Origin of the sequence: Streptomyces sp. CB02261, assembly GCF_001905665.1 — a bacterium.
In the GTDB taxonomy this organism is placed as follows: Bacteria; Actinomycetota; Actinomycetes; order Streptomycetales; family Streptomycetaceae; genus Streptomyces.
Genome location: NZ_LIVX01000002.1, coordinates 582,567 through 606,930, shown reverse-complemented (window position 1 = coordinate 606,930; position 24,364 = coordinate 582,567). Strand labels below are relative to the sequence as shown.

The following is a 24,364-nucleotide window of genomic DNA, read 5'->3' as shown; positions in this document are numbered from 1 at the left end:
GGGGCCTGACTCCACCGAACAGGGGCTACTCCCTGACGCCGAACCCCGCGCGGAGCGGCTTCGGGAGGAGGTCGTTGCAGGCCAGTTGGCCCGCGTGGGTGAGGGCGTCGTCGCGGCACTCGTAGAAGTCGCTGTAGACGAGCTGCATGGTGAAGCCGACCGCGACGATCATCAGGGCGACGCTCGCCGCGACCAGGCCGCTGATCGCGGCCGTGCGCATCGAGCGGAGCGGGGCCGCCGTGGCGCCCTGACCCGACGGTCGTCCCGAGGGCTGAGACGCCGGCGCGGGCGTCTGCTGTGATGTCGGCGACAGCTCCGCCGCCGGCTTGGGCTTGGTCAGCAGCGAGCTGATCGCCCAGTAGAGACCCAGGGCGCCGAGGAGCAGCGCCAGTTCCGGGATCTCGAAGATGGCGAAGAAGAAGGCCCACATGCCCGCGAGGATCGCGTACCGCGCGCGCCGCTGCGCCGGGTCCGTCGGGTCCCAGCGGGGCCCCTGGCGGCCGCTCTGACCGGGGCCGCCCTCCGGGCCGCCCTGGCCTCCCTGGCGCTCCGGACCCCGGCCGAAGCCGTCGTCTGAGCGGCCCGGCTGGCGCGGGCTCCAGCGCCCGTCGGACGGCCCCGGCGAGTCCGGGGCCCCGGACGCTTCGTCGTCCGAGCCCTCCGGCCGCCGCGGCTGCCACGGCTGATCCGGCCGGCCCTCGGGCGGCGGTGCGAACGGGTTGTTGTCGTCCGTGGACTGGCGTTCCGGCATCTGCTGAACGTCTTCCCTCTGTCGTCAGGACCACGGCCGCACCCGTGGTCTCCGCTGCTGTCTCGTCTGCCGCTGTCTGCTGGTCGTCGGCTGATCGTCCGGCCGTCGGACCCTGACGCTACCGCCCTGCTCCGCCCCCGTCCCGTGGGGGCCGCCCGGTGTGCCGGTATCGTTGCTGACGGTCGAGCCATTCGTAGGGTTCCCCGTATCGAGCGGCACGATTCGTTCGTACGACCGCACAAACACCACGGAAAGAGTGACCCAGTGGCTGCCGCCCGCCTCGTCGTCCTGGTCTCCGGTTCCGGTACCAATCTGCAGGCCCTCCTCGACGGCATCGCCGCGGACCCCGAGGGGTACGGCGCGGAGATCGTCGCCGTCGGCGCGGACCGCGACGGCATCGCCGGGCTGGAGCGCGCCCAGCGCGCCGGTCTGCCCACCTTCGTCTGCCGCGTCAAGGACCACGCCACCCGCGAGGAATGGGACCGGGCGCTGGCCGAGGCCACCGCCGCGTACGAGCCGGATCTCGTCGTCTCGGCCGGCTTCATGAAGATCGTCGGCAAGGAGTTCCTCGCCCGCTTCGGCGGCCGGGTCGTCAACACCCACCCGGCCCTGCTGCCCAGTTTTCCCGGTGCCCACGGGGTGCGTGACGCCCTCGCCTACGGCGCGAAGGTCACCGGGTGCACCGTCCACTTCGTCGACGACGGTGTCGACACCGGCCCGATCATCGCCCAGGGCGTGGTCGAGGTGCGGGAGACGGACGATGAAGCCGCTCTGCACGAGCGCATCAAGGAAGTCGAGCGCTCGCTGCTCGTCGACGTCGTGGGGCGTCTCGCCCGGCACGGCTACCGCATTGAGGGACGAAAGGTTCATGTCGGTGAACACGGACACCGTTAAGCCCATCCGCCGCGCGCTGGTCAGCGTCTACGACAAGACGGGGCTCGAAGAGCTGGCCCGCGGCCTGCACGAGGCCGGTGTCGAGCTCGTCTCCACCGGCTCCACCGCCGGGAAGATCGCCGCCGCCGGGGTGCCGGTCACCAAGGTCGAGGAGCTGACCGGCTTCCCCGAGTGCCTGGACGGCCGCGTCAAGACGCTGCACCCGCGCGTGCACGCCGGCATCCTCGCCGACCTGCGCCTGGAGTCGCACCGCGAGCAGCTCGCCGAGCTCGGCGTGGAGCCCTTCGACCTGGTCGTCGTGAACCTCTACCCGTTCAAGGAGACCGTCGCCTCCGGCGCCACTCCCGACGAGTGCGTCGAGCAGATCGACATCGGCGGCCCGTCGATGGTCCGCGCCGCGGCCAAGAACCACCCGTCCGTGGCCATCGTGACCAGCCCCGGCCGGTACGCCGACGTGCTCGCCGCCGTCCAGGCGGGCGGCTTCGACCTGACCGCCCGCAAGCGGCTCGCCGCCGAGGCCTTCCAGCACACCGCCGCGTACGACGTGGCCGTCGCCTCCTGGTTCGCCGCCGACTACGCCGCCGCCGACGAGTCGGGCTTCCCCGACTTCCTGGGCGCCACGTACGAGCGGAACAACGTCCTGCGCTACGGGGAGAACCCGCACCAGGGCGCCGCGCTGTACGTCGACGGCACGGGCGGCCTCGCCGAGGCCGAGCAGCTGCACGGCAAGGAGATGTCGTACAACAACTACACGGACACCGACGCCGCGCGCCGGGCCGCGTACGACCACACCGAGCCCTGCGTCGCGATCATCAAGCACGCCAACCCGTGCGGCATCGCGATCGGCGCCGACGTCGCCGAGGCCCACCGCAAGGCGCACGCCTGCGACCCGCTGTCCGCGTTCGGCGGCGTCATCGCCGTCAACCGCCCGGTGTCGGTCGAGCTGGCCGAGCAGGTCGCGGAGATCTTCACCGAGGTCATCGTCGCCCCCGGCTACGAGGACGGCGCGGTCGAGATCCTCGCCAAGAAGAAGAACATCCGCGTCCTGCGCGCCGAGGGCGCCCCGGCCAACCCGGTCGAGGTCAAGCCGATCGACGGCGGCGCGCTCCTCCAGGTCACCGACCGTCTCCAGGCCGAGGGCGACGACCCGGCGAACTGGACCCTGGCGACCGGCGAGGCCCTGTCCGCCGAGGAGCTCGCCGAGCTCGCCTTCGCCTGGAAGGCCTGCCGCGCGGTCAAGTCCAACGCGATCCTCCTCTCCAAGGACGGCGCCTCGGTCGGCGTCGGCATGGGTCAGGTCAACCGCGTCGACTCCGCGAAGCTCGCGGTCGAGCGCGCGGGCGAGGAGCGGGCGGCCGGCGCCTACGCCGCGTCGGACGCCTTCTTCCCCTTCCCCGACGGCCTGGAGATCCTCACCGCGGCCGGCGTGAAGGCGGTCGTGCAGCCCGGTGGCTCGATGCGGGACGAGCTGGTCGTGGAGGCCGCGAAGAAGGCCGGCGTGACGATGTACTTCACGGGGACGCGCCACTTCTTCCACTGAGCCGTACGGACAGCGGGGCGGCCCCGCCGGCACCTTCCGGGTACCGGCGGGGCCGCCCCGTTCCCGCCCGGGATGCTCGCGGCGACAGATCCGCCGTTGGGGTGGACTCTGGTCTAATGGGTTGCTCTTTTGTCGACCACTGGTAGTGGGGGCGTGGTGTTGGACGTACAGAACAGGTCCGCCGAGGAGGCCGTCACCGGCTCTCCGGGCGCCGCCGGCACCGAGGCGCCCGACGGCCTCCCGCCCGCCCCGCTCCGGCCGTACCTGATCCTCGCGGCCGTCCTGTGCGGTCTGTACTTCCTCTACTCCTGGGTCCAGTACACCCACTTCCGCACCCCGTCCTGGGACCTCGGGATCTTCGGGCAGTCCGTCCGGGCGTACGCCGAGCTCCGCGCCCCCGTCGTCGACATCAAGGGCCCCGGCTTCCACATACTCGGGGACCACTTCAGCCCCGTCACCGCGCTGCTCGCGCCGCTCTACTGGATCTGGCCCTCGCCGGTCGCCCTGCTCTTCGCCCAGGCCGCGCTGTTCGCCTCCGGCGCCGTCGTCGTCGGCCGTACCGCCCAGCAGGTCCTCGGCAGCCGGGCCGCCGGCATCGGACTCGCCGTCGCGTACGGGCTCTCCTGGGGAATCCAGGAGGCGGTCAAGTCCGACTTCCACGAGATCGCCTTCGCCGTCCCGCTGCTCGCCCTGACCTGCCGCGCCCTGATCCTCGGGCGCTGGACCGCGGCCGTCGCCTGGTCCGCCCCGCTCGTCCTCGTCAAGGAGGACATGGGGCTGACCGTCTCCATGGTCGGCGCCGTCCTCTTCGTCAAGGGGCAGAAGCGGCTCGGCGTGGCCCTGGCCGGCTTCGGCGCGGCCGCCTTCGCCCTGACGGTCCTGGTCCTGATCCCGGCGGCGAGCCGGGTCGGCCAGTACGACTACTGGTCCAAGATCGAGAAGACCGGTGAGGGCGCCGAGACCTCCTTCGGGCAGGTCGTCGGCGACGCCCTCACCTCCGGCGAGCGCTGGGAGATGGTCGTCTTCCTGCTGGCGATCACCGGCTTCCTCGCCCTGCGCTCCCCGCTGGTCCTGCTCGTCCTGCCCACGCTCGGCTGGCGCTTCCTGTCCCAGGACGCCAACCACTGGGGCATGCACTGGCACTACAGCGCGATCCTGATGCCGGTGGTCTTCCTGGCCCTGGTGGACGGCGTCCGCTCGGTGCGCACCTCCCCGCGCGCGTGGCTCGTCTCGTACGGGAAGGTCGTCGTCCCGGTCGCGACGGCCGTCGCGCTCGTCCTCGCCGCGAACCTGCCGCTGCGGGAGCTCATGAAGTCGGAGACGTACCGGACGGACACCCGGACCGAGCAGGCGCGGGCTGCGGTGGCGGCGGTGCCGGAGGGCGCGAGCGTGGAGGCGGACGTCTCGCTCCTCGCGCACCTCACGGCGGACCACCGGGTCTACTGGGTGGGCACGGCGAAGGGGACGGACCCGGACTATCTCGCCTACGACCTGCGGGGCTGGTCGCAGCAGGTGTCGGACCCGGTGCAGCTGGCTTCGCAACTGCATCCGGACGCGCGGTACGAGATCACGTACCGCTCGGACGGGTTCGCGGTCCTCAAGAAGGTGTGAGACGCGGCAACGACGAGGGGCCTGGTTCCGTACGGAACCAGGCCCCTCGCCGTTCGGGCTCAGTACTGCTGCTTGTTGCGGTTGAACCAGGCCGCGCCGTCCGACTTCGCCAGGAAGACGATGACCAGGATGCCGAGGACGAGGCTCACGATGCCGAGGGGCAGCGAGAAGATGCTGAACAGCACGGTCAGCGACGCGTAGACGATGGTGCCGATCCGGACGCCGCTGCCGCCGGAGCGGAACTTGGCGGCCAGCACCATGCCGACGGCGCCGATGATCAGCGAGAAGATGCCGACGCCGATCAGGATGCCCTGGCCGAGGTCGGCGAAGGCCGCGGCGTCGGCGGACGAGGCGCCCGACTTCTCCAGCTCGCCGTCGATCGCGAAGGACATGCCGATCACGACGAGGCCGCCGAGGACGTTGAAGGCGCCGAGGATCCACATCATCACGCGCGCGGCCTTCACCCCGCCCGGCATCTCCATGACGGCGCCCGGGTAGCCGCCGCCCCCGTACGGGGAGACCGGCGGGGCCGCCGGGTAGCCGTACCCGCCCTGCTGCGGCGGCACGCCCTGGGGGGCCTGCTGCGGGTAGCCGTAACCGGGCTGCTGGCCCTGGCCCTGACCCTGCGGCTGGCCGTAGGGGTTGTTCGGGTCACCGAAGCTCATCGCGGGTTTCCTCCGTGAAATTTCTCTGTGCGGGGACGACGCGGCCCGCGCGGAGGACTCTTCACGGGATGTGAGCGGATTCCCCCCGGCACTTTCCGCGGTACTTCGCCGATCATCGTGGTCGCAACGTCGACTTCTTGTCCAGTCGATACGCCTCGGAGTTGTGCAAGTGCAACCTGTCGTTCCGCACCGCCGGCCCCTCTCCACGAGCGAATTGGAACAAGGCGGGGGTCATCCGGGAGGATGTCTCCATGAGCGCCCAGATTCTCGATGGCAAGGCCACCGCAGCCGCGATCAAGTCCGATCTGACCGTCCGTGTGGCGGCCCTCAAGGAGAAGGGCGTCACACCCGGACTCGGCACCGTCCTGGTCGGCGACGACCCGGCGAGCCAGAAGTACGTGGCGGGGAAGCACCGGGACTGCGCGCAGGTCGGCCTCGCCTCGATCCAGCGCACGCTGCCCGCCACCGCGACCCAGGAGGAGATCGAGGCGGTCGTACGCGAGCTCAACGAGGACCCGGACTGCACGGGGTACATCGTCCAGCTCCCGCTGCCCAAGGGCATCGACGAGAACCGCATCCTGGAGCTGATGGACCCGGCCAAGGACGCGGACGGACTGCACCCCACCAACCTCGGCCGGCTCGTCCTCAACGAGCCCGCCCCGCTGCCCTGCACGCCGAACGGCGTCATCACGCTGCTGCGCGCGCACGGTGTGGAGATCAACGGCGCCGAGGTCGTGGTGGTCGGACGCGGGGTCACCATCGGGCGCTCGATGCCGCTGCTGCTGACCCGCCGCTCCGAGAACGCGACCGTGACCCAGTGCCACACCGGCACCCGCGACCTCTCCGCGCACCTGCGGAACGCCGACATCATCGTCGCCGCCGCCGGTGTGCCGCACCTGATCAAGCCCGAGGACGTGAAGCCGGGCGCGGCCGTCCTCGACGTCGGCGTCTCCCGCAACGCCGAGGGCCAGATCCTCGGCGACGTGCACCCCGGCGTGGCCGAGGTGGCCGGCTGGATCTCCCCGAACCCCGGCGGGGTGGGACCGATGACCCGCGCGCAGCTCCTCGTCAACGTCGTCGAGGCCGCCGAGCGCGCGGCCGCGGCGCTCTGAGGTGACCTCCGGGACCCCGGGGACACCCGGGAACCCGGACGGGGCGGCCGCGTCGGACCCGGCGGAGACCGCCGGCGGCGCGTCCGCCGCCGGTGCCGCCGCTGCCGTGTCCGCCAACGGCTCCGCCGTGTCCTCCGCCGGCTCCGCCGGTGGTCCGCGGCGGCGGCCGCCCACCGTCACGACCGGGACCGCGCGGCCCGAGGGCGGCGGCCGGGCGGCCCCCGGTGACGCTCCGGCGCCCGCCCGCCAGTGGCCGCTGCTCACCGTGCTCGGCCTCGCCGGACTCGGGCTGCTCGTGGTGGGGACGGACCCGTTCCCGCAGGCCTTCAGGATCGGGGCGATCCTGATTGGGGCCGCGCTCCTCGTGGGGGCCGCGATGCGCCGGGTGCTGCCGTCCGTGGGCATGCTGGCCGTGCGGTCCCGCTTCACGGACATGATCACGTACGGAGTGATGGGTGGCCTGATCGTGCTGCTCGCGCTCATGGTGCAGCCCAGCCCCTGGCTCAGGATCCCGTTCCTGGAGGACATCCTCCATCTCACGGTCACCTAGACCGGATCGTGCGAGACGCGGCGCCCGCCCTCTCCCCCGTGGGAGGGCGGGCGCCGCTGCGATCAAGGGTCATGTACGTGCCAAGGTCGTTCAAGGCCCGTCGGCTCGCTGTGGCACGGAAGTGACCATTCCGCTACTTCGGCTCCGCATCCGGGGCGCGCGCCGCCCCCGGACCTGCCATCCTTCGGAAGTCGAGGGAGCACGGGACAAGGGGGACCGCACATGCCTGGCTGGAAGGCGCTGCCGGACGAACTCGACCCGGAGGTGCGCGCGTTCACGGAACGGCTCCGCCGTGTGATCGACCGCAGCGGCCTCGGCGTCACGGCCGTCGCCGAGCGCACCGGCCACGAACGCGCCGCCTGGGACTCCTATCTGAACGCGCGTCTGCCCGCGCCCCGCGGCGCTGTCGCGGCGCTCGCCGACGTGACCGGAACCGACCCGGCGGACCTCGCGGCCCACTGGGAGCGCGCGGACCGGGTCTGGGGCGACCACACCATGCAGATCCGGCGCCTCGACCTGGACTCCGCCGATGCCGGCCCCCGCACCCCCGCCCCGGACTCCGACGCGCCCCCCACGCCTGAGGCCGCGCCCGCGGCCCCCGTCGCCGCGCCCGGCGCCCGCTCCCGGCGGGGGGTCGTCCTGCTCTACGCCGCCGGGATCGTCGGGGCCCTGCTCGTCGTCACCGCCGCGCTGCTCCTCGTCGATCTGGGCGGCTCCGACGGCGACGACGAGCGCGCCGCCCCCGCGCCCACGACGACCGCCCCTCCCGTCACCCGGCCCGCCACCCTCCCCGCGGGGGTGCGGTGCGTGGGAGCCGACTGCACCGGCAAGGACCCGGAGGCCATGGGCTGCGGCGGGGAACTCGCCGTCACCGTCGCACGCGCGCGCGTGGGCGCCGCCCTGGTCGAGGTCCGCCACAGCGACACGTGCGCGGCGGCCTGGGCCCGGATCACCGGCGCCGCCCCCGGCGACACCGTGACCGTCGAGGCCGGGGGCGCCGAGCGGAGCGCCACCGTCGCCGAGGGCGCCGACACGGCGGTGGTGGACACCGACGCGTACACCCCGATGGTCGCCGTCGGTTCGGGCGCCGACGCGCGGGCCTGCGGGACGCTCGCGGACGGGCGCGCGGGCTGCACCGCGAACTGACCGCCCCCACGGGCTCGGACAGCGGGCGCGCGGGCTGCACCCCGAACTGACCTGCCCCACGGCCTCGGACGGGTGGCAGTGAGCCGGACCACAAGGGTGTGGGGGTTCGCGGGGCCCCGGGTCGGATAGCCTGACCGCTGGAAATCTCTTCACGTCGAGACACCGATCGAGCAAGTGATCGATCGTCGATCGTCGATCACGAAGGGACGTCCAGAACCCGGGGCAGGGACCCCCACCGCCAGCTGTCTTACGGAGATCGCCATGACCCGCACTCCCGTGAATGTCACCGTGACCGGCGCGGCCGGCCAGATCGGCTACGCGCTGCTCTTCCGCATCGCCTCCGGCCACCTGCTCGGCGCGGACGTGCCGGTCAAGCTGCGCCTCCTCGAGATCCCGCAGGGCGTGAAGGCCGCCGAGGGCACCGCCATGGAGCTCGACGACTGCGCGTTCCCGCTGCTCAAGGGCATCGACATCTTCGACGACCCGAACCAGGGCTTCGAGGGTGCCAACGTCGCGCTGCTCGTCGGCGCCCGCCCCCGCACCAAGGGCATGGAGCGCGGTGACCTGCTCGCCGCCAACGGTGGCATCTTCAAGCCGCAGGGCAAGGCGATCAACGACCACGCCGCGGACGACATCAAGGTCCTCGTCGTCGGCAACCCGGCCAACACCAACGCCCTGATCGCCCAGGCCGCCGCCCCGGACGTGCCGGCCGAGCGCTTCACCGCGATGACCCGCCTCGACCACAACCGCGCGCTGTCGCAGCTGGCCGCCAAGACCGGTGCCTCCGTCGAGGAGATCAAGCGCCTCACCATCTGGGGCAACCACTCGGCGACCCAGTACCCCGACATCTTCCACGCGGAGATCGCCGGCAAGAACGCCGCCGAGGTCGTCAACGACGAGACGTGGCTGGCCGAGACCTTCATCCCGACCGTCGCCAAGCGCGGCGCCGCGATCATCGAGGCCCGTGGCGCGTCCTCCGCCGCCTCCGCCGCGAACGCCGCCATCGACCACGTCCACACCTGGGTCAACGGCACCGCCGCCGGCGACTGGACCTCCATGGGCATCCCGTCGGACGGCTCCTACGGCGTCCCCGAGGGCCTCATCTCCTCCTTCCCCGTCACCTGCACCGACGGAAAGTACGAGATCGTCCAGGGCCTGGAGATCAACGACTTCTCCCGCGGCCGCATCGACGCCTCCGTGGCGGAGCTCGCCGAGGAGCGCGACGCGGTGCGCGAGCTCGGCCTCATCTGAGTCCGGCTCACCCGAGTCGGTCCCACCCGGGTCGGCTCGCCTGAGCCGGCTCTCCGAGACCGGCTCCCCATGCTCGGCGCCCCCGGCCCGTACGACCGACCGTACGGGCCGGGGGCGCCGTTTTTCCGGCCGACAGGGAACCCCCGCCTCCCCTATGCTGACCCACCGATTCACGGCCGACCGGGCCGTGGAGCGGACGGTCACACACCATCGGGGGAGCCTTGACGCAGTCGTCCATCCCGCAGCAACCCGGCGAGCCGCCGCACGCGCCGCCGGCCGTCGACCCGCGCCGGTTACCCGCCTCCAGCGAGGCGACCCGGCTGCTCTGCGCCGGCACGTACCTCGACGACGGCTTCCGCGACGCGGTCATCGACCAGCTGTACGTCCACGAGGAGCGCTTCGCCGCCCCCTCCCTCGGCTACGACGCGAGCCGCGTCCTCGCCCACGCCCTGCGCGCCCGCCGTGTCGAACTCGGCTGGGCCGTCGGCATCCTGGCGCTCTGGTTCATCGCGATCCCGCTCACCAAGGGCCTGGTCGCCCTCCTGATCGGCCCCTTCCTGGTCCTCGGCCTCGCCCGCTGGATCCGCGGCCGGTCCGCCACCGCCCCCGCATACCGGGTCGTCCTCGCCTTCCTGGTGCGCTGGTACGGGCGGATCACCCTCCTCCAGTCCGCCCTGCTCCTGCTCTTCCTCCTCCTCGCCGACGACGACTCCGGCGGGGAGTTCCTCGGCACGATCACCGAGCTCACCGAGGCCGGGGAGTTCCACGAGTTCGCGGTGAGTCTCACCGCCCAGGAGATGTGGGGCATCGGCCCGCTGGAGGTGTGGATCACCGTCGCCGTGCCGCTCCTCGTTGCCTGGGCGGTGGCCACCCAGCGCGGTCAGTTCGCCCGTGCGCTCACCCAGGAGCTGTCCCGGGAGCGCTTCGCCGACCAGCGCTCTGACCCGGCCGAGCAGACCGAGGGCGCGCGGTCCCGCCGCCTGCGCGACCGGATCCGCGTCGAGCAGCACGCGCGGCTCGTCATGTACGGGGCCGACGACCCGTTCTGCGGAGCCGGTGAGCCGTACGAGCCCTGGTCGCTCTCCGTCGAACTGCGCCCGCGCAAGAACCTGGAGGGCTCGGCGCCCGAACCGCTCGACAACAGCGCCATCATGCGGCACGTCGTCCCGCTGGTGGAGGCGCTGCGCGTCCCCTCGCCGCACGGTTCGCCGCAGATCCGGGCGGCCGTACGGGACCGGCTGCGCGAGCTGGAGATCGACGAGGTCGTCTTCCTGCCGGTCGACGGACTGCCCGCCCGGGGCGCCGCCCCGTACACCCCGGAAGGCTTCGAGACGCACCGCTCCGGAGCCATCGAGGAGGGCGGCGAGAGCCGTCGGCACTTCCTGCGCATCCGGGTCGGCGGGTGGGGCGAGGAGATCGTCACCACCGTCTTCGTCCGCGTCCACACGCAGGGCGGGATGCTGATGCTGGAGGTGGCACCGCATGTGCTCCGGCCGGTGAAGCCGCTCTTCCGGTACGCCGACCGGATCGCCCACCGCTATCGGCACAACCACCACTTCGGCAAGGCCGTCTGGGCCCTGGGCCAGACCCCGCGCTCCGCCGGGCAGGCCCTGGTCACGGTCGGGCGCGCGCTCGGCCACGGCTGGCGGCTGCTCACCGCGGGACACGCCCACGCGCTGCCCGAGGGCCCCGAGGTGTCGGTCCGCGAACTCGGCTCCGACGACGAGGCGTCGCTCTTCCAGGAGATGGACGTCAGCCGCTACCTGAAGAGCGTGCAGGACCGGGTCGCGAACGGGGTGACCGTCGCGCTCCGCGAAGCCGGGTACGAGACCGCCGAGTTCGAGCAGAAGATCGTGCACGTCGCCGAGGGCGGCACGTTCATCGAGAACACCAGGGGCAACGTCACCCTCGGCAACCACAACACCGTCACCAGCAAGACCTTCACCACCGCGACGACCGGAGGCAACCGTGGCTGAGACCGGGAACGGCACCCCTGACGACCGTGCCCGTGGCGGCATCCACGTCACCAACACCGGGGGCAGCGTCACCATCGGCGACCACAACACCGTCACCCACACCGTGCACGGCACCCAGCCGCCCCGCGACGCCGATCAGGAGGCGCTGCTCCAGGCCATCCGCCGGCTCCGCGCCGACCTCGGGGGCATCGTGCCCTCCGAGCAGACGGCCGCCCTCGACGCCGAACTCGCCGACGCCGAGGACGAGATCGAGGGCACGGGACGGGCCGACGCGGGACGCCTGACCCGGCTCCGCCAAGCCCTCACGGACGCCGGCGCGGTGACCGGCATCCTCGCCTCGGGAGTGACCGTCGGCCAGGCCGTCGGCACCCTGCTCGGAGGGTGAGATGAGCGGCCACGGGGGCGGGAGCGGTGCCCGCTGGAACGACGAGACGCAGAGCTGGGAGACCGGCGGGGCGACACCCGGCCCCACGGCCGGAGCCGGGGGCGGCCCCGTCGTACCCCCGCCGCCTCCGCCGCAGTACGCCCCGGTCCACGACTCCGGGGCCGTCCCGGCGTACGACCCCGGAGTTGTCCCGGCGTACGCCCCTGGGACCGTCCCCGCGTACGACCCCGGGACCGTCCCGGCGTACGACCCCGGGACCGTCCCCGCGCACGTCTCCGTCTACAACCCGGAGTCGGGCGGCTGGCAGTACGCCGTACCCGGTTCGGGCGGCTCGTCGGCCCGGCCACGCGCGCGTGCCGCGGTCGCGGCCGGGGTCGCCGTCGCCGTCCTGGCGGCGGGCTCCGTCGGCGGCTGGTTGCTCTGGGGCCGCGGCGACGCGGAGTCCCCGGCGGCGGGCGGCCCGCCGGCGTCCGTCACGGCGGTCCCGGAGAGCACCGACCCCACCGACCCCGCCTCCGACACGGGGTCGCCCTCCGACACGCCCTCGCCCACCGCCACGGCCGCCTCCCCCGGGGACGAGGTGCCGCCGCCCGGCTACCGCGCCGTCGAGGACCTCAAGGGCTTCACGATCGCCGTCCCCGAGGGCTGGGACCGCACCGAGTCCGGCCAGAGCGTCTTCTACAACGCGCCGGACCGCCGGAGCCTGCTCCAGGTCTTCGTGGTCACCGAGGCCGGTCTGACCCCGTACGAGGCCCTGCGGGGGGCCTCCGAGGACGGCCGGGCCAACAAGCCCGGCTACCGGGAGATCAGCCTCGAACGGGTCACGGGGGAAGCGGGCGCCCCGGCCGACTCCGCCGAGCTGGTCTACGCGTACGACCGGGACGACGGCAGCCGCCGCAAGGTCGTCGACCGTGCGTTCACGGCCGAGGACGGCACCCACTACGCGATCCTGGCCGCGGGCCCGGAGACCGCGTGGCCGAAGCAGCGCGAAGTCCTCCGCGTGGCCCTGGACTCCTTCCGCCCGGGCGCGCACTGACGGGGCCGTAGGGGAGCCGCAGGGCGCCGGGAGAGCCCCTGCGGGGTGAGGGCCTCCCCGGGCCCTTCACCACCCCCCGGCGTCCCTCAGGCTCGTCGCCAGGGCCGTCAGATCGGTCCTTGCCCGGAGGAGCAGGCCGTCGCCGAAGGTGATCCGGGTCGCGCCCAGGCGGCCGAGTTCCGCGAAGGGCGGGGCGCCCGCTCCGGCCAGGGCGTTGAGCGGGACGTCGCCGAGGGCGGCGCGCAGCACCGGGAGGTCGGCGGGCGGGGCCGCGATCGGGTACACGCAGTCCGCGCCCGCCTCCGCGTACAGGAGGGCGCGGTCGATCGCCGCCGTCACCGGGTCGGCCGCCCCGCGGATGTACACGTCCACGCGCGCGTTGAGGAAGAGTTCCGGGCCCGCGGCGGCCCGCACCTCCGCCAGCCGGTCGGCGTGCGCCCGCGCGTCCGTGAGCGCGCGGTCCCGGCCGGTGTCCTCCAGGTTGACACCGACGGCGCCCGACTCCCGTACGCGCTCCACCAGCTCCGCCGCGGGCAGCCCGTAGCCGCCCTCCAGGTCCGCCGTGACGGGAACGGACACCGCGCGGACGATCCGGGCGACGGCGGCGAACATCTCCGCCGCCGGCGTCTCCCCGTCCGCGTACCCGAGGGAGGCGGCCACCCCCGCGCTCGGCGTGGCGAGCGCGGGGAACCCGGCGGCCTCGAAGGCGCGGGCGCTCACCGCGTCCCACGGACCGGGCAGCACCAGCGGATCGCCGGCGGCCCGGTCCCGGTGGAGGGCGCGCAGGGTCCCGGCCGACGCGCCCCGGCTCACGCGGAGCGCGGGGTGTAGTGGCCGGGCGTCATCCGGGTGGTGACGGCGATGCGGTTCCAGGCGTTGATGACGACGATCGCGCCGATGACCCGGGCGAGCTCGGTCTCGTCGAAGTGCGCGGCGGCGCGGTCGTACACCTCGTCGGGGACGCCGTCGGTCAGGGCGGTGACGGACTCGGTCAGTTCGAGCGCCGCGAGTTCCCGCTCGGTGTAGAAGTGCCGGGACTCCCGCCAGGCGGAGAGCTGCACGATGCGCCCGACGGTCTCGCCCTCAGCGAGCGCGTCCTTGGAGTGCATGTCGATGCAGAACGCACACTGGTTGATCTGGGAGGCCCGGATCTTGATCAGGTGGTAGAGGGTCGGGTCGATGTCCTGGGCGGCGGCTGTCTCGAGGCCGCGCATCGCCCGGTAGAAGGCCGGGTGGCGTTCGGCGAGGGGGAGGCGGGGCGGGTGCTCGTGGGCGTACTCGGCCAGGGCGGGGGCGGCGGTCTCGGTGAGGGTGGTCTGCGTGCTCATGTGACTCACCGTACGAGCCGGGTGGCACAGGCGTATGGTCCATTCCCATGGCGAACGAGTGGGCCACTTTCGGGGCCGACCTCCATCTGGAACTCCGCGGTCCGCGGCTGCGGGCCGGTCTCATGGACGCCCTGCGGGAGGCGGTGCGCAGCGGACGGCTCGCGGCGGGGACCCGGCTGCCGTCGTCCCGTTCGCTCGCCGCCGACCTCGGCATGGCCCGCAACACCGTGGCCGACGCCTACGCCGAGCTGGTCGCCGAGGGCTGGCTGACCGCCCGGCAGGGCTCCGGCACCCGGGTCGCCGCCCGCGCCGAGCCCCGTCCGCCCGCGCGGCCGTCCCCCGCCTCCTCGCCCGCGCTCTCCCTGCCCCGGCCCGCCCCGCCCACGCACAACCTGAAGGCCGGCACCCCCGACCTCGCGTCCTTCCCGCGCGCCGAATGGCTCACGGCGTACCGGCGGGCGCTCACCGCCGCCCCGAACGAGGCCTTCGGGTACGGGGACCCGCGCGGCCGGATCGAACTCCGCGGCGCCCTCGCCGACTACCTCGCCCGCGCGCGGGGCGTGCACGCACGGCCCGAACGGATCGTCGTCTGCGCCGGCTTCGTGCACGGGCTGATGCTGATCGGCCAGGTGCTGCGGAACCGGGGCGTCCGGGAGGTGGCGGTCGAGTCGTACGGGCTCGGCCTCCACACCGGTCTCCTCACCGGGGCCGGGCTCGGGACGCCGGTCCTGCCGTACGACGAACGCGGGACCAGGGTGGAGGAGTTGTCGTGGCCGGGACCGGTGGGCGCCGTGCTCATGACGGCCGCCCACCAGTTCCCGCTGGGCGGCGCCCTGCCCCCCGACCGGCGTTCGGCCGTCGTCGACTGGGCGCGGGCCTCCGGCGGCTTCGTCCTGGAGGACGACTACGACGGGGAGTTCCGCTACGACCGGCAGCCGGTGGGCGCGCTCCAGGGCCTCGACCCCGAACGGGTCGTGTACTTCGGCACCGCGAGCAAGTCCCTCGCCCCCGGCCTCCGGCTCGCCTGGATGGTGCTGCCGGAGAGCCTGGCCGGTGAGGTGGCGGCGACGAAGGGCGCCGTGGACTGGTCGTCCGGCGCGCCGGACCAGCTGGCGTTCGCGGAGTTCCTGCGCTCGGGGGCGTACGACCGGCACGTACGGGCGATGCGGCTGCGCTACCGGCGCCGCCGCGACCAGCTGGTGACGGCGGTGGCCGCGCACTCGCCCGACACCCGGGTCAGCGGGATCGCGGCCGGGCTCCACGCGGTCCTCGCCCTGCCGCCCGGCACCGAACAGGCCGTCCTGCGATCCGCCGCCTGGCACGGCCTCGCCGTCCAGGGCGTCAACCAGTTCCGCCGCCCCACGGTCCCCGCGACCCTGGACGGCCTCGTCGTCGGCTACGCCACCCCGACCGACAGCGCCTGGCAGGGGGCTCTGCGGAGCCTCTGCCGGGTGCTGCCCTGACACGCACCCTGCGGAGCCTCTGCCGGGTACTGCCCTGAGACCCGTCAGGGGGCCTTCGGGCGCGCGTGGTCCGCGAGGTCGCCGCTGAGCTCCGCCTCCGGGGCCTCGCCGAAGCGGGCCAGGGCCAGGGAGCCCGCCACCGCCACGGCGAATCCGACGACCGCGAGCCAGCCGAGCCCCTCCCGGGTGCGGTCCCCGAGCCAGACCACCCCCACCACCGCGGGGCCGATCGTCTCGCCGAGCACCATGCCCGCCGTCGCCGTGGTCACGGAGCCCCGCTGGAGCGCCGAGGTCAGGAGGAGGAACGCCGCCCCGCCGCCCACGAGCACCGCGTACAGGACCGGGTCGGCGACGTCGACGCCGTCGACGAGCCGCACCCCCACCTCCACCACCCCGAAGCCGAAGCCCGAGCCCAGGCCGAGGACCAGCGCACGCGGCCGGTCCGGGAGCCGGCCGCCCACCACGCCCACGAGCAGCACACCGAAGGCGGTCGCGAGCAGCGCCCACCGGAGCGCCTCCGAGCCGGTCCGGTGGCCCTCCTCCCCGGCGGCGAGGGCGAGCAGGGCGAGCCCGGCGCAGACCACGGCCACGGCCGTCCACTCCACCCGGCTCAGCCGCACCGGCAGCAGCCGGGAGGCGACGACCGCGGTGACCGCGAGACTCGCGGCGAGGGCCGCGCCCACCACGTAGATCGGCAGCGTCCGCAGGGCGACGACCTCCAGGACGAAGCCCAGGCCGTCCAGGCCGAGACCGACGACGTACCGCCACTGGCGCAGCGCCCGCCACAGCAGCGTGACGTCGACGCCCCCACCCGACCCGGGCGTCGCGGCGCGGGCCGCCACCGCCTGGAGGACGGACGCCGTGCCGAAGCAGACGGACGAAAGGAGCGCACAAATCATCCCGAGAAGCACGAAACGACTCTAGGGGCTGAGGCCGGAAACGACCGGCCTACACTGTGCGGTCGCGACAGACGTGAACGCGACAAGCGTGGCCGTGGAGGTCGCGACCGTGAAGGGGAGGGCGACGGACATGCGCAGGCTGAGGTCGAGCACGGTGGTGCTCGGCGGGATGGGCGTGCTCGCGGCGACGATCACCGCGTGCGGCTCCGAGCCGGACAAGCGGTGCGTGGACCCGCTGACCCGGGAGGAGCTGCCCCGGTACGAGTGCGAGAGCGGCGGCGGCCGCGACGACGACGACAACGGCACGACCCACCGGGGCTCGTACTACTACGGCGGTTCCCTCCGCGACAACCGAGTGAGCGGCGGCAGCTTCGACAAGAAGGCCGTCGACACCGGAGGCTTCGGCTGCTCCGGTTCCGGCGGCGGCTGAGAGGGCCCGGCACATGCGACGGCACACCATCGAGCCCCGGCCGGGCTGGCAGGAGACGGTGGAGGAGCAGGGGCTCGTCTACCCGCTCACCCGCTACCCGGACGGTTCGCTCCGCCCGTACTGGGACGAGAGCGCGTACTACTCCTTCACCCTCCCCGAGGTCGAGGCCCTGGAGGAGGTCGTCGAGGAGCTGCACGCCATGTGCCTGGCGGCCGCGGCGCACATCGTCGAGCGGGAACGATTCGCCGACCTCGGCATCACCGATCCGAAGCTCGTCGCGCGGGTCGCCGAGTCCTGGCGCCGCCGGGCCGAACTCCCCTCCCTGTACGGGCGGTTCGACCTGCACTACGACGGTACGGGCCCGGCGAAGATGCTGGAGTACAACGCCGACACCCCCACCTCTCTCGTGGAGGCCGCCAGCCCGCAGTGGTTCTGGATGGAGGAGCGGTTCCCCGGCGCCGACCAGTGGAACTCCCTCCACGAACGGCTCGTCGACGCCTGGAAGCGACAGGCGCCCCTGCTGCCGCCGGGCCCCGTCCACTTCGTCCACTCCGACGGCGACGAACTCGGCGAGGACCTGATGACGGTCGCGTACCTGCGCGAGACCGCCCAGCAGGCCGGACTCGACACCGAGGCGCTCTCCGTCGAACGGATCGGCTGGGACCGCCTCTCGCGCCGCTTCGTGGACGACCGGCTCCGCTTCATCCGCAGCTGCTTCAAGCTCTACCCGTGGGAGTGGCTCACCACCGACCGCTTCGGCCGGCACGTCCTGGACACCCTCGACAACGGCGGCGGCACCGGCACGACCTGCTGGATCGAGCCCGCCTGGAAGATGCTGCTCTCCAACAAGGCGCTCCTCGCCATCCTGTGGGAGCTGTACCCCGGCCACCCGAACCTGCTGCCCGCCTACCTCGACGGGCCGCGCGAACTCGCCTCGACCACCGGCTGGGTCGCCAAGCCGCTGCTCGGCCGCGAGGGCGCGGGCGTCACCCTCCACGAGGCCGGCACCGAGCCGTTCGTACGGGACGGGGAACCCTGCTGCTACCAGGAACTGGCGCCGCTGCCCGACTTCGACGGCAACCGGGTGGTGCTCGGCGCCTGGGTCGTCGAGAACGAGGCGGCCGGGCTCGGGATCCGGGAGTCGGCCGGACTCGTCACCGACGAGTACGCCCGCTTCCTCCCCCACGTCATCCTCTGACGGCCCCCGGGGGGAGACGCCGCCCCGCCGACGCGTCGGCGGGGCGGGGCGGGTCACTCCGCCAGCACGCCCCTCAGCTGCTCCAGGCCCCAGTCCAGGTCCTCCTTGGAGATCACGAGGGGCGGCGCGATCCGGATCGTCGAACCGTGGGTGTCCTTCACCAGGACACCCCGCTCCATCAGCTTCTCCGAGATCTCCCGGCCCGTGCCCCGCGACGGCGTGATGTCGACCCCGGCCCACAGCCCGCGCCCGCGCACCGCCTCCACCGCCCCGGCGCCCACGAGCAGCCCCAGCTCCGCGTGAAGGTGCTCGCCCAGCTCCGCCGCCCGCTCCTGGAACTCGCCCGTCCGCAGCATCGCGATCACCTCCAGGGCCACCGCGCACGCCAACGGGTTCCCGCCGAACGTCGACCCGTGCTCACCCGGCCGGAACACCCCGAGCACGTCACGGTCGGCGACCACCGCGGACACCGGCACCACCCCGCCGCCCAGCGCCTTCCCCAGGACGTACATGTCCGGCACCACGCCCTCGTGCTCGCACGCGAACGTCCTGCCCGTCCGGCCGAGGCCCGACTGGATCTCGTCCGCCACGAACAGCACGTTCCGCCGGCGCGTCAGCTCCCGCACCCCCGCCAGATAGCCGGCCGGCGGGACCAGGACCCCCGCCTCGCCCTGGATCGGCTCGATCAGCACCGCCACCGTGTTCTCGGTGACCGCCGCCTCCATCGCCGTCAGGTCCCCGTACGGCACGATCTCGAACCCCGGCGTGTACGGACCGAAGTGATCCCGCGCCTCGTGGTCCGTGGAGAAGCTGACGATCGTCGTCGTCCTGCCGTGGAAGTTGTTCGCCGCGACCACGATCTTCGCGTGCCCGTCCGGCACGCCCTTGACCTCGTACCCCCACTTCCGGGCGGTCTTCACGGCCGTCTCGACCGCCTCCGCACCGGTGTTCATCGGCAGCACCGCCTCCTTGCCGCACAACTCGGCGAGCTGCGTGCAGAAATCGGCGAACCGGTCGTGATGGAAGGCGCGCGAGGTCAGCGTCACCCGCTCCAGCTGCGCCTTCGCCGCGTCGATCAGACGCCGGTTGCCGTGCCCGAAGTTGAGCGCCGAGTACCCGGCGAGCAGGTCGAGATAGCGGCGCCCCTCGACATCGGTCATCCAGGCGCCGTCCGCCGAAGCGACGACGACCGGCAGGGGGTGGTAGTTGTGAGCGCTGTGCGCCTCCGCCGAAGCGATCGCGTCTTGTGTGCCCGACACGGGATCTCCGTTCGTCCTGCGGCTCGCGGGATGGACCCGCCGAAGGGGTGTGGCCCCTGTTTCTATCGTCGCTCGCGCACCGGGCGGGGAAACATCGCGCGCGGCGCGCCCGCTACTCTGAAAACACGCACGGCGACTGGCGTACGGGGAAGCGACCCCGGGGAAGCCGTGCCCGGCACACCACACGGGACGCCGTCCGCCTGGGCGTCACGGGACCGAAGTCCCGCGTGGCGCCGCGCCCGATCGCTGTGCCCCGGGACCCACCGACGCCCGGAGGATCCCCGCATGAACGCCCCGCAGCATCCCGCACTCGCCGCCACCGACCCCGAGCTCGCCGCCCTCGTCGAAGCCGAGGAACGCCTCCAGGGCGAGACCCTGCGGCTCATCCCCAGCGAGAACTACGTCTCCGCCGCCGTCCTCGAAGCCTCCGGCACCGTCCTCCAGAACAAGTACAGCGAGGGCTACCCCGGCCGCCGCTACTACGAGGGCCAGCAGAACATCGACCAGGTGGAGACCCTCGCCGTCGAGCGCGCCAAGGCCGTCTTCGGCGTCGAGCACGCCAACGTCCAGCCGTACTCCGGCTCCCCGGCCAACCTCGCCGTGTACCTCGCCTTCGCCGAACCCGGCGACACCGTCATGGGCATGGCCCTGCCGATGGGCGGCCACCTCACCCACGGCTGGGGCGTCTCCGCCACCGGCACCTGGTTCCGCGGCGTCCAGTACGGCGTCCGCCCCGGCGCGGCCTCCGAGGGGGGCGGCCTCATCGACTTCGACGAGGTCAGGGACCTGGCCCTCAAGGAGCGCCCGAAGGTCATCTTCTGCGGCGGCACCGCGCTGCCCCGCACGATCGACTTCGCCGCCTTCGGCGAGATCGCCCGCGAGGCCGGTGCCGTGCTCGTCGCCGACATCGCCCACATCGCCGGCCTCATCGCGGGCGGCGCCCACCCGTCGCCCGTCCCGCACGTGGACGTGATCTCCACGACCACCCACAAGACCCTGCGCGGCCCGCGCGGCGCCATGCTCATGGCCCGCGAGGAGCACGCCAGGCCGCTCGACAGGGCCGTCTTCCCCGGCCTCCAGGGCGGCCCGCACAACCAGACCACCGCCGCCATCGCCGTCGCCCTCCACGAGGCCTCCCAGCCCTCCTTCCGCGACTACGCCCACGCCGTCGTCGCCAACGCCAAGGCCCTCGCCGAAGCGCTCCTCGCCCGCGGCTTCGACCTGGTCTCCGGCGGCACCGACAACCACCTGATCCTGATGGACCTGACGCCCAAGCAGGTCCCGGGCAAGATCGCCGCGAAGGCCCTCGACCGGGCCGGCATCGTCGTCAACCACAACACCGTCCCCTACGACCCCCGGAAGCCCTTCGACCCCTCCGGCATCCGCATCGGCACCCCCTCCCTCACCTCCCGCGGCCTCACCCCGGAGCACATGGACCAGGTCGCCGCCTGGATCGACCGCGGTGTCACGGCGGCCGGCTCGGGCGACGAGGACGCCCTCCGTACCGTCCGCGCCGAGGTCGCCGACCTGATGAGCGCGTACCCGGCCCCCGGTCTCCCCGTCTGACCGCCCCACGGACCGGCCGGAGGCTATCCGCCAAGGCCCAGGGACTCCGCCGTCCGGCGGGCGTCCTCACGGTCCGCCACACCCTCCAGCCGGAAGGTGAGCGCGCCCCCGCTCCTCGTCCAGAGGAGCGTGGGGCCCGCCGTACGGACCTCGTGGGTCCAGGCCGTGCCCGCCGCGTCCGTCATCGGGACCGTCAGCAGGTGCGGGACCGCGAACCAGTAGCCCTGCGCGCCGTCCGGCAGGTCGACCCACTCCGGCCGCGCCCTGACCTGCTTGGCGAAGCCGATGTCCAGACGGGCCGGGAACTCGTCCAGCCGGACTGTCTGCCCCCCGTCGCGCCAGCACAGGCTGATCACCGCCCGGCCCCGCTCGGCCGACCCCGTCACCGTCACCGCGTCCGGCGCGCCCAGCGCCCCCGGTATGAGGGGCTCGAAGCCCGCCCGGCGCCCGGCCTCGGCCAACGGCACCCGCTCCGCGTCGCATCCCGGCACCGGAACCGCGCCCCCCGGCGGGACGTGGCGTCCCTCCGGCTCGTACCGCACGGTCACCCCGCCGAAGCCGAACCAGTCCGCCACCGCCGCCCGCACCGGCGGGGTGAGCACCAGGACGATCAGCACCCCGGTCAGGCCCGCGACCAGCGCCCGCCACCGCTCGCGGCCCCACGCCCACGCCGACGCCCACGCCGAGGTCCACCACCGGCGCCGGACCGGCTCGGGCACCGGCACCGGCACCGGTGTCGGCTCCCGCTCGGCGAGGAGCTGCGCGAGCACCCGCTCGGCCATCGTCGCGCCGTCCACGTCCGGCACCCGCAGCCGCCGTCCCAGCTCCCTCAGTTCGTCCGGCAGACCCTCGTCAGCCACGCCCCTCACCTCCTTCCCGGCCCGCGTCCAGCACGCGTCCCAGCTTCCTCAGCGCCCGGCTCAGCCGGGACTTCACCGTCCCCTTCGGCCAGCCCAGCGCCAGCGCCGTCTCCGTCTCGTCCAGCTCCAGGAGATAGCGGTGGATCACCACCTGACGGTGCTCCTCGGTAAGACCGTCCAGGGCGTCGAGGAGCCGCCGGCTCCGCTCCCGCTCCTCGGCCGCCACCGCCGGATCCGCCGACTCCGGTATCAGCGGCTCACCCCCGAGCAGGTCCGCCTCCCGGTCGGCGACGGCCCGCCGGCGGCCCGCCGCCCGCACTGTGTTCCTGGTCTCATTGACGACGATCCGCAACAGCCACGGCCGGAACGCCGCGCCCTCCTGGAACCGCCCCAGCGAGCGGTACGCCTTGAAGAAGGCCTGCTGCACCACGTCCTCGGCCTCCGCGCCCGCACCGCACGCCACGGCCGCTCTCAGGGCGACCGCCGTGTGCGCGCGGACCAGCGACGCGAACGCCTCCGGCTCTCCGGCGCGAACCCGTGCGATCACCGCGGCCTCGTCGTCGACCAGGCCCCCCTCCCGCGTCCTCACACTCTTGATACACCGGCAGTCCGGGATCGGTTCCCACACCTGAGAGAATGATGTGCATGGCCTCTGACAGTCCCCGTGTGCTCTCCGGAATCCAGCCCACCGCAGGCTCGTTCCACCTCGGCAACTACCTCGGCGCCGTCCGCCAGTGGGTCGCCCTGCAGGAGACCCACGACGCGTTCTACATGGTCGTCGACCTGCACGCGATCACGGTCCCGCAGGACCCCGCCGAGCTGCGCGCCAACACCCGGCTCGCCGCCGCCCAGCTGCTGGCCGCCGGCCTCGACCCGGAGCGCTGCACCCTCTTCGTCCAGAGCCACGTCCCCGAGCACGCGCAGCTCGGCTGGGTCATGAACTGCCTCACCGGCTTCGGCGAGGCCTCCCGCATGACCCAGTTCAAGGACAAGTCCGCGAAGCAGGGCGCCGACCGCGCCACCGTCGGACTCTTCACGTACCCGATCCTCCAGGTCGCGGACATCCTGCTCTACCAGGCCAACGAGGTCCCGGTCGGCGAGGACCAGCGCCAGCACATCGAGCTGACCCGCGACCTCGCGGAGCGCTTCAACGGCCGCTTCGGCGAGACCTTCACGATCCCCAAGCCGTACATCCTCAAGGAGACGGCGAAGATCTACGACCTCCAGGACCCGGCGGTCAAGATGAGCAAGTCGGCGTCGACGCCGAAGGGCCTCATCAACCTCCTGGACGACCCGAAGGCCACCGCGAAGAAGGTCAAGAGCGCGGTCACCGACACCGACACGGTCATCCGGTTCGACCCGGAGAACAAGGCGGGCGTCTCCAACCTGCTGACGATCATGTCCACGCTCACCTCCACGTCCGTCGAGGACCTGGAGAAGAGCTACGAGGGCAAGATGTACGGCGCGCTGAAGACGGATCTCGCCGAGGTCATGGTGGACTTCGTCACTCCGTTCCGGGCCCGCACCCAGGAATACCTGGACGACCCCGAGACGCTGGACTCTGTCCTGGCCAAGGGAGCGGAGAAGGCGCGCGCGGTCGCGGCGGAGACGCTGGCGCAGACGTACGAGCGGATGGGTTTCCTGCCCGCGAAGCACTGAGCCGGAGGACCCTGGCCACAAGGGTGGTACAGGACGCACACTGGCGGCTGAACCACCACACACCAGTCGACCGACGACGGAGGAGAACGACGTGGGGACCGTAACGCTCGGCGTTTCGATCGCGGTCCCGGAGCCCTACGGCAGCCTGCTCCAGGAGCGGCGCGCCGGCTTCGGGGACCTGGCCGCGTACGGCATCCCCACGCACGTCACGCTCGTCCCGCCGACCGAGGTCCCGGAGGAGCGGCTGCCGGAGATCGAGGCGCACCTCGCCGGCGTCGCCGCCGACCACCAGCCCTTCCCGGTGCGCCTCAAGGGCACCGGGACCTTCCGGCCGCTCTCCCCGGTCGTCTACGTCAAGGTGCAGGAGGGCGTCTCCGTCTGCCACCGGCTCCAGCACCGGATCCGGGACGAGGCGGGGCCGCTGGTGCGCGAGCTCCAGTTCCCGTACCACCCGCACGTCACCGTGGCGCACGGCATCTCCGAGGAGGGGATGGACCGGGCGTACGAGGAGCTCGCCGGCTACGAGGCGGCGTGGGTCTGCCGCTCCTTCGCCCTGTACGAGCAGGGCCCCGACGGCGTCTGGCGGAAGCTGTACGACTACATGTTCGGCAGCGGCCGGCCGGTCTCGGCCGTCCCCACGCAGGGCGGCAGCCCGGTCGACACCCCGACGGCCGCCCCCACCGCCTGACCGACCGGCGCGCCCGCGAGAGCCGACCGGCCGGGCGCCGACCCGGCGCGCCCCCGGCACGGCACCCCCGGCCGGGCGCCGCCCCGGCACGGCACCC

General features: G+C 73.2%; 24 protein-coding genes and 1 riboswitch. Of the genes, 15 read left to right on the top strand and 9 right to left on the bottom strand.

Going from position 1 to position 24,364, the window contains the following annotated elements; translation table 11 throughout:
* Window positions 1-25 precede the first annotated feature (25 nt).
* Complete coding sequence (locus AMK29_RS08295; protein ID WP_073809945.1) at window positions 26-751, bottom strand: hypothetical protein; 726 nt, start codon at window positions 749-751, stop codon at window positions 26-28.
* A 264-nt stretch (window positions 752-1,015) separates the two neighbouring features.
* On the opposite strand from AMK29_RS08295, the gene purN reads away from it, so the two are divergent.
* From purN to AMK29_RS08280, 3 genes are all read left to right on the top strand, one after another.
* On the top strand, window positions 1,016-1,645 hold the full coding sequence (gene purN / locus AMK29_RS08290; RefSeq protein WP_073809941.1) for a phosphoribosylglycinamide formyltransferase: 630 nt from the start codon (window positions 1,016-1,018) through the stop codon (window positions 1,643-1,645).
* Window positions 1,620-3,185 (top strand): bifunctional phosphoribosylaminoimidazolecarboxamide formyltransferase/IMP cyclohydrolase, encoded by a 1,566-nt coding sequence (gene purH / locus AMK29_RS08285; protein ID WP_073809937.1) that lies wholly within the window; start codon window positions 1,620-1,622, stop codon window positions 3,183-3,185. The genes purN and purH overlap by 26 nt, the downstream gene beginning before the upstream one ends.
* Before the next feature lie 156 nt (window positions 3,186-3,341).
* Window positions 3,342-4,796, top strand: coding sequence for a DUF2079 domain-containing protein (locus AMK29_RS08280; RefSeq protein ID WP_079196823.1), 1,455 nt, complete (start codon window positions 3,342-3,344; stop codon window positions 4,794-4,796).
* A 59-nt stretch (window positions 4,797-4,855) separates the two neighbouring features.
* Here the strand turns inward: AMK29_RS08280 and AMK29_RS08275 are convergent, their stop codons facing one another.
* Window positions 4,856-5,461, bottom strand: a complete 606-nt coding sequence (locus AMK29_RS08275; RefSeq protein WP_073809930.1) for a hypothetical protein — start codon at window positions 5,459-5,461, stop codon at window positions 4,856-4,858.
* Between the two features lie 251 nt (window positions 5,462-5,712).
* Here AMK29_RS08275 and AMK29_RS08270 point away from each other — a divergent pair, with 251 nt between their 5' ends.
* The 4 genes from AMK29_RS08270 (at window position 5,713) to AMK29_RS08255 (ending at window position 9,520) form a co-directional block, all read left to right on the top strand.
* Window positions 5,713-6,573 (top strand): bifunctional methylenetetrahydrofolate dehydrogenase/methenyltetrahydrofolate cyclohydrolase, encoded by an 861-nt coding sequence (locus AMK29_RS08270; RefSeq protein ID WP_073809926.1) that lies wholly within the window; start codon window positions 5,713-5,715, stop codon window positions 6,571-6,573.
* A 1-nt stretch (window position 6,574) separates the two neighbouring features.
* A complete protein-coding gene (locus AMK29_RS08265) occupies window positions 6,575-7,123 on the top strand; it encodes a DUF3017 domain-containing protein (RefSeq protein ID WP_073809923.1) in 549 nt (182 codons plus the stop codon).
* A gap of 222 nt (window positions 7,124-7,345) precedes the next feature.
* A complete protein-coding gene (locus AMK29_RS08260; protein WP_073809918.1) occupies window positions 7,346-8,269 on the top strand; it encodes a helix-turn-helix domain-containing protein in 924 nt (307 codons plus the stop codon).
* A 261-nt stretch (window positions 8,270-8,530) separates the two neighbouring features.
* Window positions 8,531-9,520 (top strand): malate dehydrogenase, encoded by a 990-nt coding sequence (locus AMK29_RS08255; RefSeq protein WP_073809913.1) that lies wholly within the window; start codon window positions 8,531-8,533, stop codon window positions 9,518-9,520.
* Window positions 9,521-9,813: 293 nt separating this feature from the next.
* Here the strand turns inward: AMK29_RS08255 and AMK29_RS37885 are convergent, their stop codons facing one another.
* Window positions 9,814-11,004: an LEPR-XLL domain-containing protein gene (locus AMK29_RS37885; RefSeq protein ID WP_443334061.1), complete on the bottom strand. Its 1,191-nt coding sequence runs from the start codon at window positions 11,002-11,004 to the stop codon at window positions 9,814-9,816.
* Between the two features lie 484 nt (window positions 11,005-11,488).
* On the opposite strand from AMK29_RS37885, the gene AMK29_RS08245 reads away from it, so the two are divergent.
* Both AMK29_RS08245 and AMK29_RS36315 read left to right on the top strand, forming a co-directional pair.
* Window positions 11,489-11,881, top strand: coding sequence for a hypothetical protein (locus tag AMK29_RS08245; protein WP_073809905.1), 393 nt, complete (start codon window positions 11,489-11,491; stop codon window positions 11,879-11,881).
* 1 nt (window position 11,882) lies between these two features.
* Complete coding sequence (locus AMK29_RS36315) at window positions 11,883-12,917, top strand: hypothetical protein (protein ID WP_073809902.1); 1,035 nt, start codon at window positions 11,883-11,885, stop codon at window positions 12,915-12,917.
* A 66-nt stretch (window positions 12,918-12,983) separates the two neighbouring features.
* On the opposite strand, the gene AMK29_RS08235 is transcribed toward AMK29_RS36315, so the two are convergent.
* Window positions 12,984-13,730 carry an isocitrate lyase/PEP mutase family protein gene (locus AMK29_RS08235; protein ID WP_073809899.1) on the bottom strand — a complete coding sequence of 249 codons (747 nt, stop codon included), beginning with the start codon at window positions 13,728-13,730 and terminating at the stop codon, window positions 12,984-12,986.
* On the bottom strand, window positions 13,727-14,245 hold the full coding sequence (locus AMK29_RS08230) for a carboxymuconolactone decarboxylase family protein (RefSeq protein ID WP_073809895.1): 519 nt from the start codon (window positions 14,243-14,245) through the stop codon (window positions 13,727-13,729). Before AMK29_RS08230 ends, AMK29_RS08235 begins: the two co-directional genes overlap by 4 nt.
* A 47-nt stretch (window positions 14,246-14,292) precedes the next feature.
* On the opposite strand from AMK29_RS08230, the gene pdxR reads away from it, so the two are divergent.
* Window positions 14,293-15,708 (top strand): MocR-like pyridoxine biosynthesis transcription factor PdxR, encoded by a 1,416-nt coding sequence (gene pdxR, locus AMK29_RS08225; protein WP_073809891.1) that lies wholly within the window; start codon window positions 14,293-14,295, stop codon window positions 15,706-15,708.
* 44 nt (window positions 15,709-15,752) lie between these two features.
* On the opposite strand, the gene AMK29_RS08220 is transcribed toward pdxR, so the two are convergent.
* The gene (locus tag AMK29_RS08220; RefSeq protein WP_073809887.1) at window positions 15,753-16,607 is read right to left on the bottom strand and encodes a hypothetical protein; all 855 of its coding nucleotides are present in this window, start codon (window positions 16,605-16,607) and stop codon (window positions 15,753-15,755) included.
* 130 nt (window positions 16,608-16,737) lie between these two features.
* On the opposite strand from AMK29_RS08220, the gene AMK29_RS08215 reads away from it, so the two are divergent.
* Both AMK29_RS08215 and AMK29_RS08210 read left to right on the top strand, forming a co-directional pair.
* Window positions 16,738-17,037 carry a hypothetical protein gene (locus tag AMK29_RS08215; RefSeq protein ID WP_073810712.1) on the top strand — a complete coding sequence of 100 codons (300 nt, stop codon included), beginning with the start codon at window positions 16,738-16,740 and terminating at the stop codon, window positions 17,035-17,037.
* Between the two features lie 13 nt (window positions 17,038-17,050).
* Window positions 17,051-18,235: a glutathionylspermidine synthase family protein gene (locus AMK29_RS08210; protein WP_073809882.1), complete on the top strand. Its 1,185-nt coding sequence runs from the start codon at window positions 17,051-17,053 to the stop codon at window positions 18,233-18,235.
* 53 nt (window positions 18,236-18,288) lie between these two features.
* Here the strand turns inward: AMK29_RS08210 and rocD are convergent, their stop codons facing one another.
* Entirely contained in the window at window positions 18,289-19,494 is a 1,206-nt protein-coding gene (rocD, locus tag AMK29_RS08205) for an ornithine--oxo-acid transaminase (RefSeq protein ID WP_073809880.1), read from the bottom strand.
* Window positions 19,495-19,616: 122 nt separating this feature from the next.
* A riboswitch (ZMP/ZTP riboswitch) is annotated at window positions 19,617-19,707 on the top strand.
* 72 nt (window positions 19,708-19,779) lie between these two features.
* Here rocD and glyA point away from each other — a divergent pair.
* On the top strand, window positions 19,780-21,060 hold the full coding sequence (gene glyA, locus AMK29_RS08200; RefSeq protein ID WP_073809875.1) for a serine hydroxymethyltransferase: 1,281 nt from the start codon (window positions 19,780-19,782) through the stop codon (window positions 21,058-21,060).
* Window positions 21,061-21,083: 23 nt separating this feature from the next.
* On the opposite strand, the gene AMK29_RS08195 is transcribed toward glyA, so the two are convergent.
* Entirely contained in the window at window positions 21,084-21,920 is an 837-nt protein-coding gene (locus tag AMK29_RS08195) for a hypothetical protein (RefSeq protein WP_073809872.1), read from the bottom strand.
* Window positions 21,913-22,509, bottom strand: a complete 597-nt coding sequence (locus AMK29_RS08190) for an RNA polymerase sigma factor (protein ID WP_073809868.1) — start codon at window positions 22,507-22,509, stop codon at window positions 21,913-21,915. The genes AMK29_RS08195 and AMK29_RS08190 overlap by 8 nt, the downstream gene beginning before the upstream one ends.
* A gap of 56 nt (window positions 22,510-22,565) precedes the next feature.
* Here AMK29_RS08190 and trpS point away from each other — a divergent pair, with 56 nt between their 5' ends.
* Both trpS and AMK29_RS08180 read left to right on the top strand, forming a co-directional pair.
* Window positions 22,566-23,579: a tryptophan--tRNA ligase gene (trpS, locus tag AMK29_RS08185; RefSeq protein WP_073809865.1), complete on the top strand. Its 1,014-nt coding sequence runs from the start codon at window positions 22,566-22,568 to the stop codon at window positions 23,577-23,579.
* 91 nt (window positions 23,580-23,670) lie between these two features.
* Window positions 23,671-24,267: a 2'-5' RNA ligase family protein gene (locus AMK29_RS08180; protein WP_073809861.1), complete on the top strand. Its 597-nt coding sequence runs from the start codon at window positions 23,671-23,673 to the stop codon at window positions 24,265-24,267.
* Window positions 24,268-24,364: the final 97 nt, after the last annotated feature.

Coding starts and splice junctions, on each gene's coding strand:
- AMK29_RS08295 (WP_073809945.1), bottom strand. CDS start 751: ATGCCGGAACGCCAGTCCACGGACGACAACAACCCGTTCGCACCGCCG.
- AMK29_RS08255 (WP_073809913.1), top strand. CDS start 8,531: ATGACCCGCACTCCCGTGAATGTCACCGTGACCGGCGCGGCCGGCCAG.
- AMK29_RS08210 (WP_073809882.1), top strand. CDS start 17,051: ATGCGACGGCACACCATCGAGCCCCGGCCGGGCTGGCAGGAGACGGTG.
- AMK29_RS08275 (WP_073809930.1), bottom strand. CDS start 5,461: ATGAGCTTCGGTGACCCGAACAACCCCTACGGCCAGCCGCAGGGTCAG.
- trpS (WP_073809865.1), top strand. CDS start 22,566: ATGGCCTCTGACAGTCCCCGTGTGCTCTCCGGAATCCAGCCCACCGCA.
- AMK29_RS08230 (WP_073809895.1), bottom strand. CDS start 14,245: ATGAGCACGCAGACCACCCTCACCGAGACCGCCGCCCCCGCCCTGGCC.
- AMK29_RS08220 (WP_073809887.1), bottom strand. CDS start 16,607: ATGATTTGTGCGCTCCTTTCGTCCGTCTGCTTCGGCACGGCGTCCGTC.
- AMK29_RS08270 (WP_073809926.1), top strand. CDS start 5,713: ATGAGCGCCCAGATTCTCGATGGCAAGGCCACCGCAGCCGCGATCAAG.
- AMK29_RS36315 (WP_073809902.1), top strand. CDS start 11,883: ATGAGCGGCCACGGGGGCGGGAGCGGTGCCCGCTGGAACGACGAGACG.
- AMK29_RS37885 (WP_443334061.1), bottom strand. CDS start 11,004: ATGCGGTGCCACCTCCAGCATCAGCATCCCGCCCTGCGTGTGGACGCG.
- pdxR (WP_073809891.1), top strand. CDS start 14,293: ATGGCGAACGAGTGGGCCACTTTCGGGGCCGACCTCCATCTGGAACTC.
- AMK29_RS08215 (WP_073810712.1), top strand. CDS start 16,738: ATGCGCAGGCTGAGGTCGAGCACGGTGGTGCTCGGCGGGATGGGCGTG.
- AMK29_RS08260 (WP_073809918.1), top strand. CDS start 7,346: ATGCCTGGCTGGAAGGCGCTGCCGGACGAACTCGACCCGGAGGTGCGC.
- purH (WP_073809937.1), top strand. CDS start 1,620: ATGTCGGTGAACACGGACACCGTTAAGCCCATCCGCCGCGCGCTGGTC.
- glyA (WP_073809875.1), top strand. CDS start 19,780: ATGAACGCCCCGCAGCATCCCGCACTCGCCGCCACCGACCCCGAGCTC.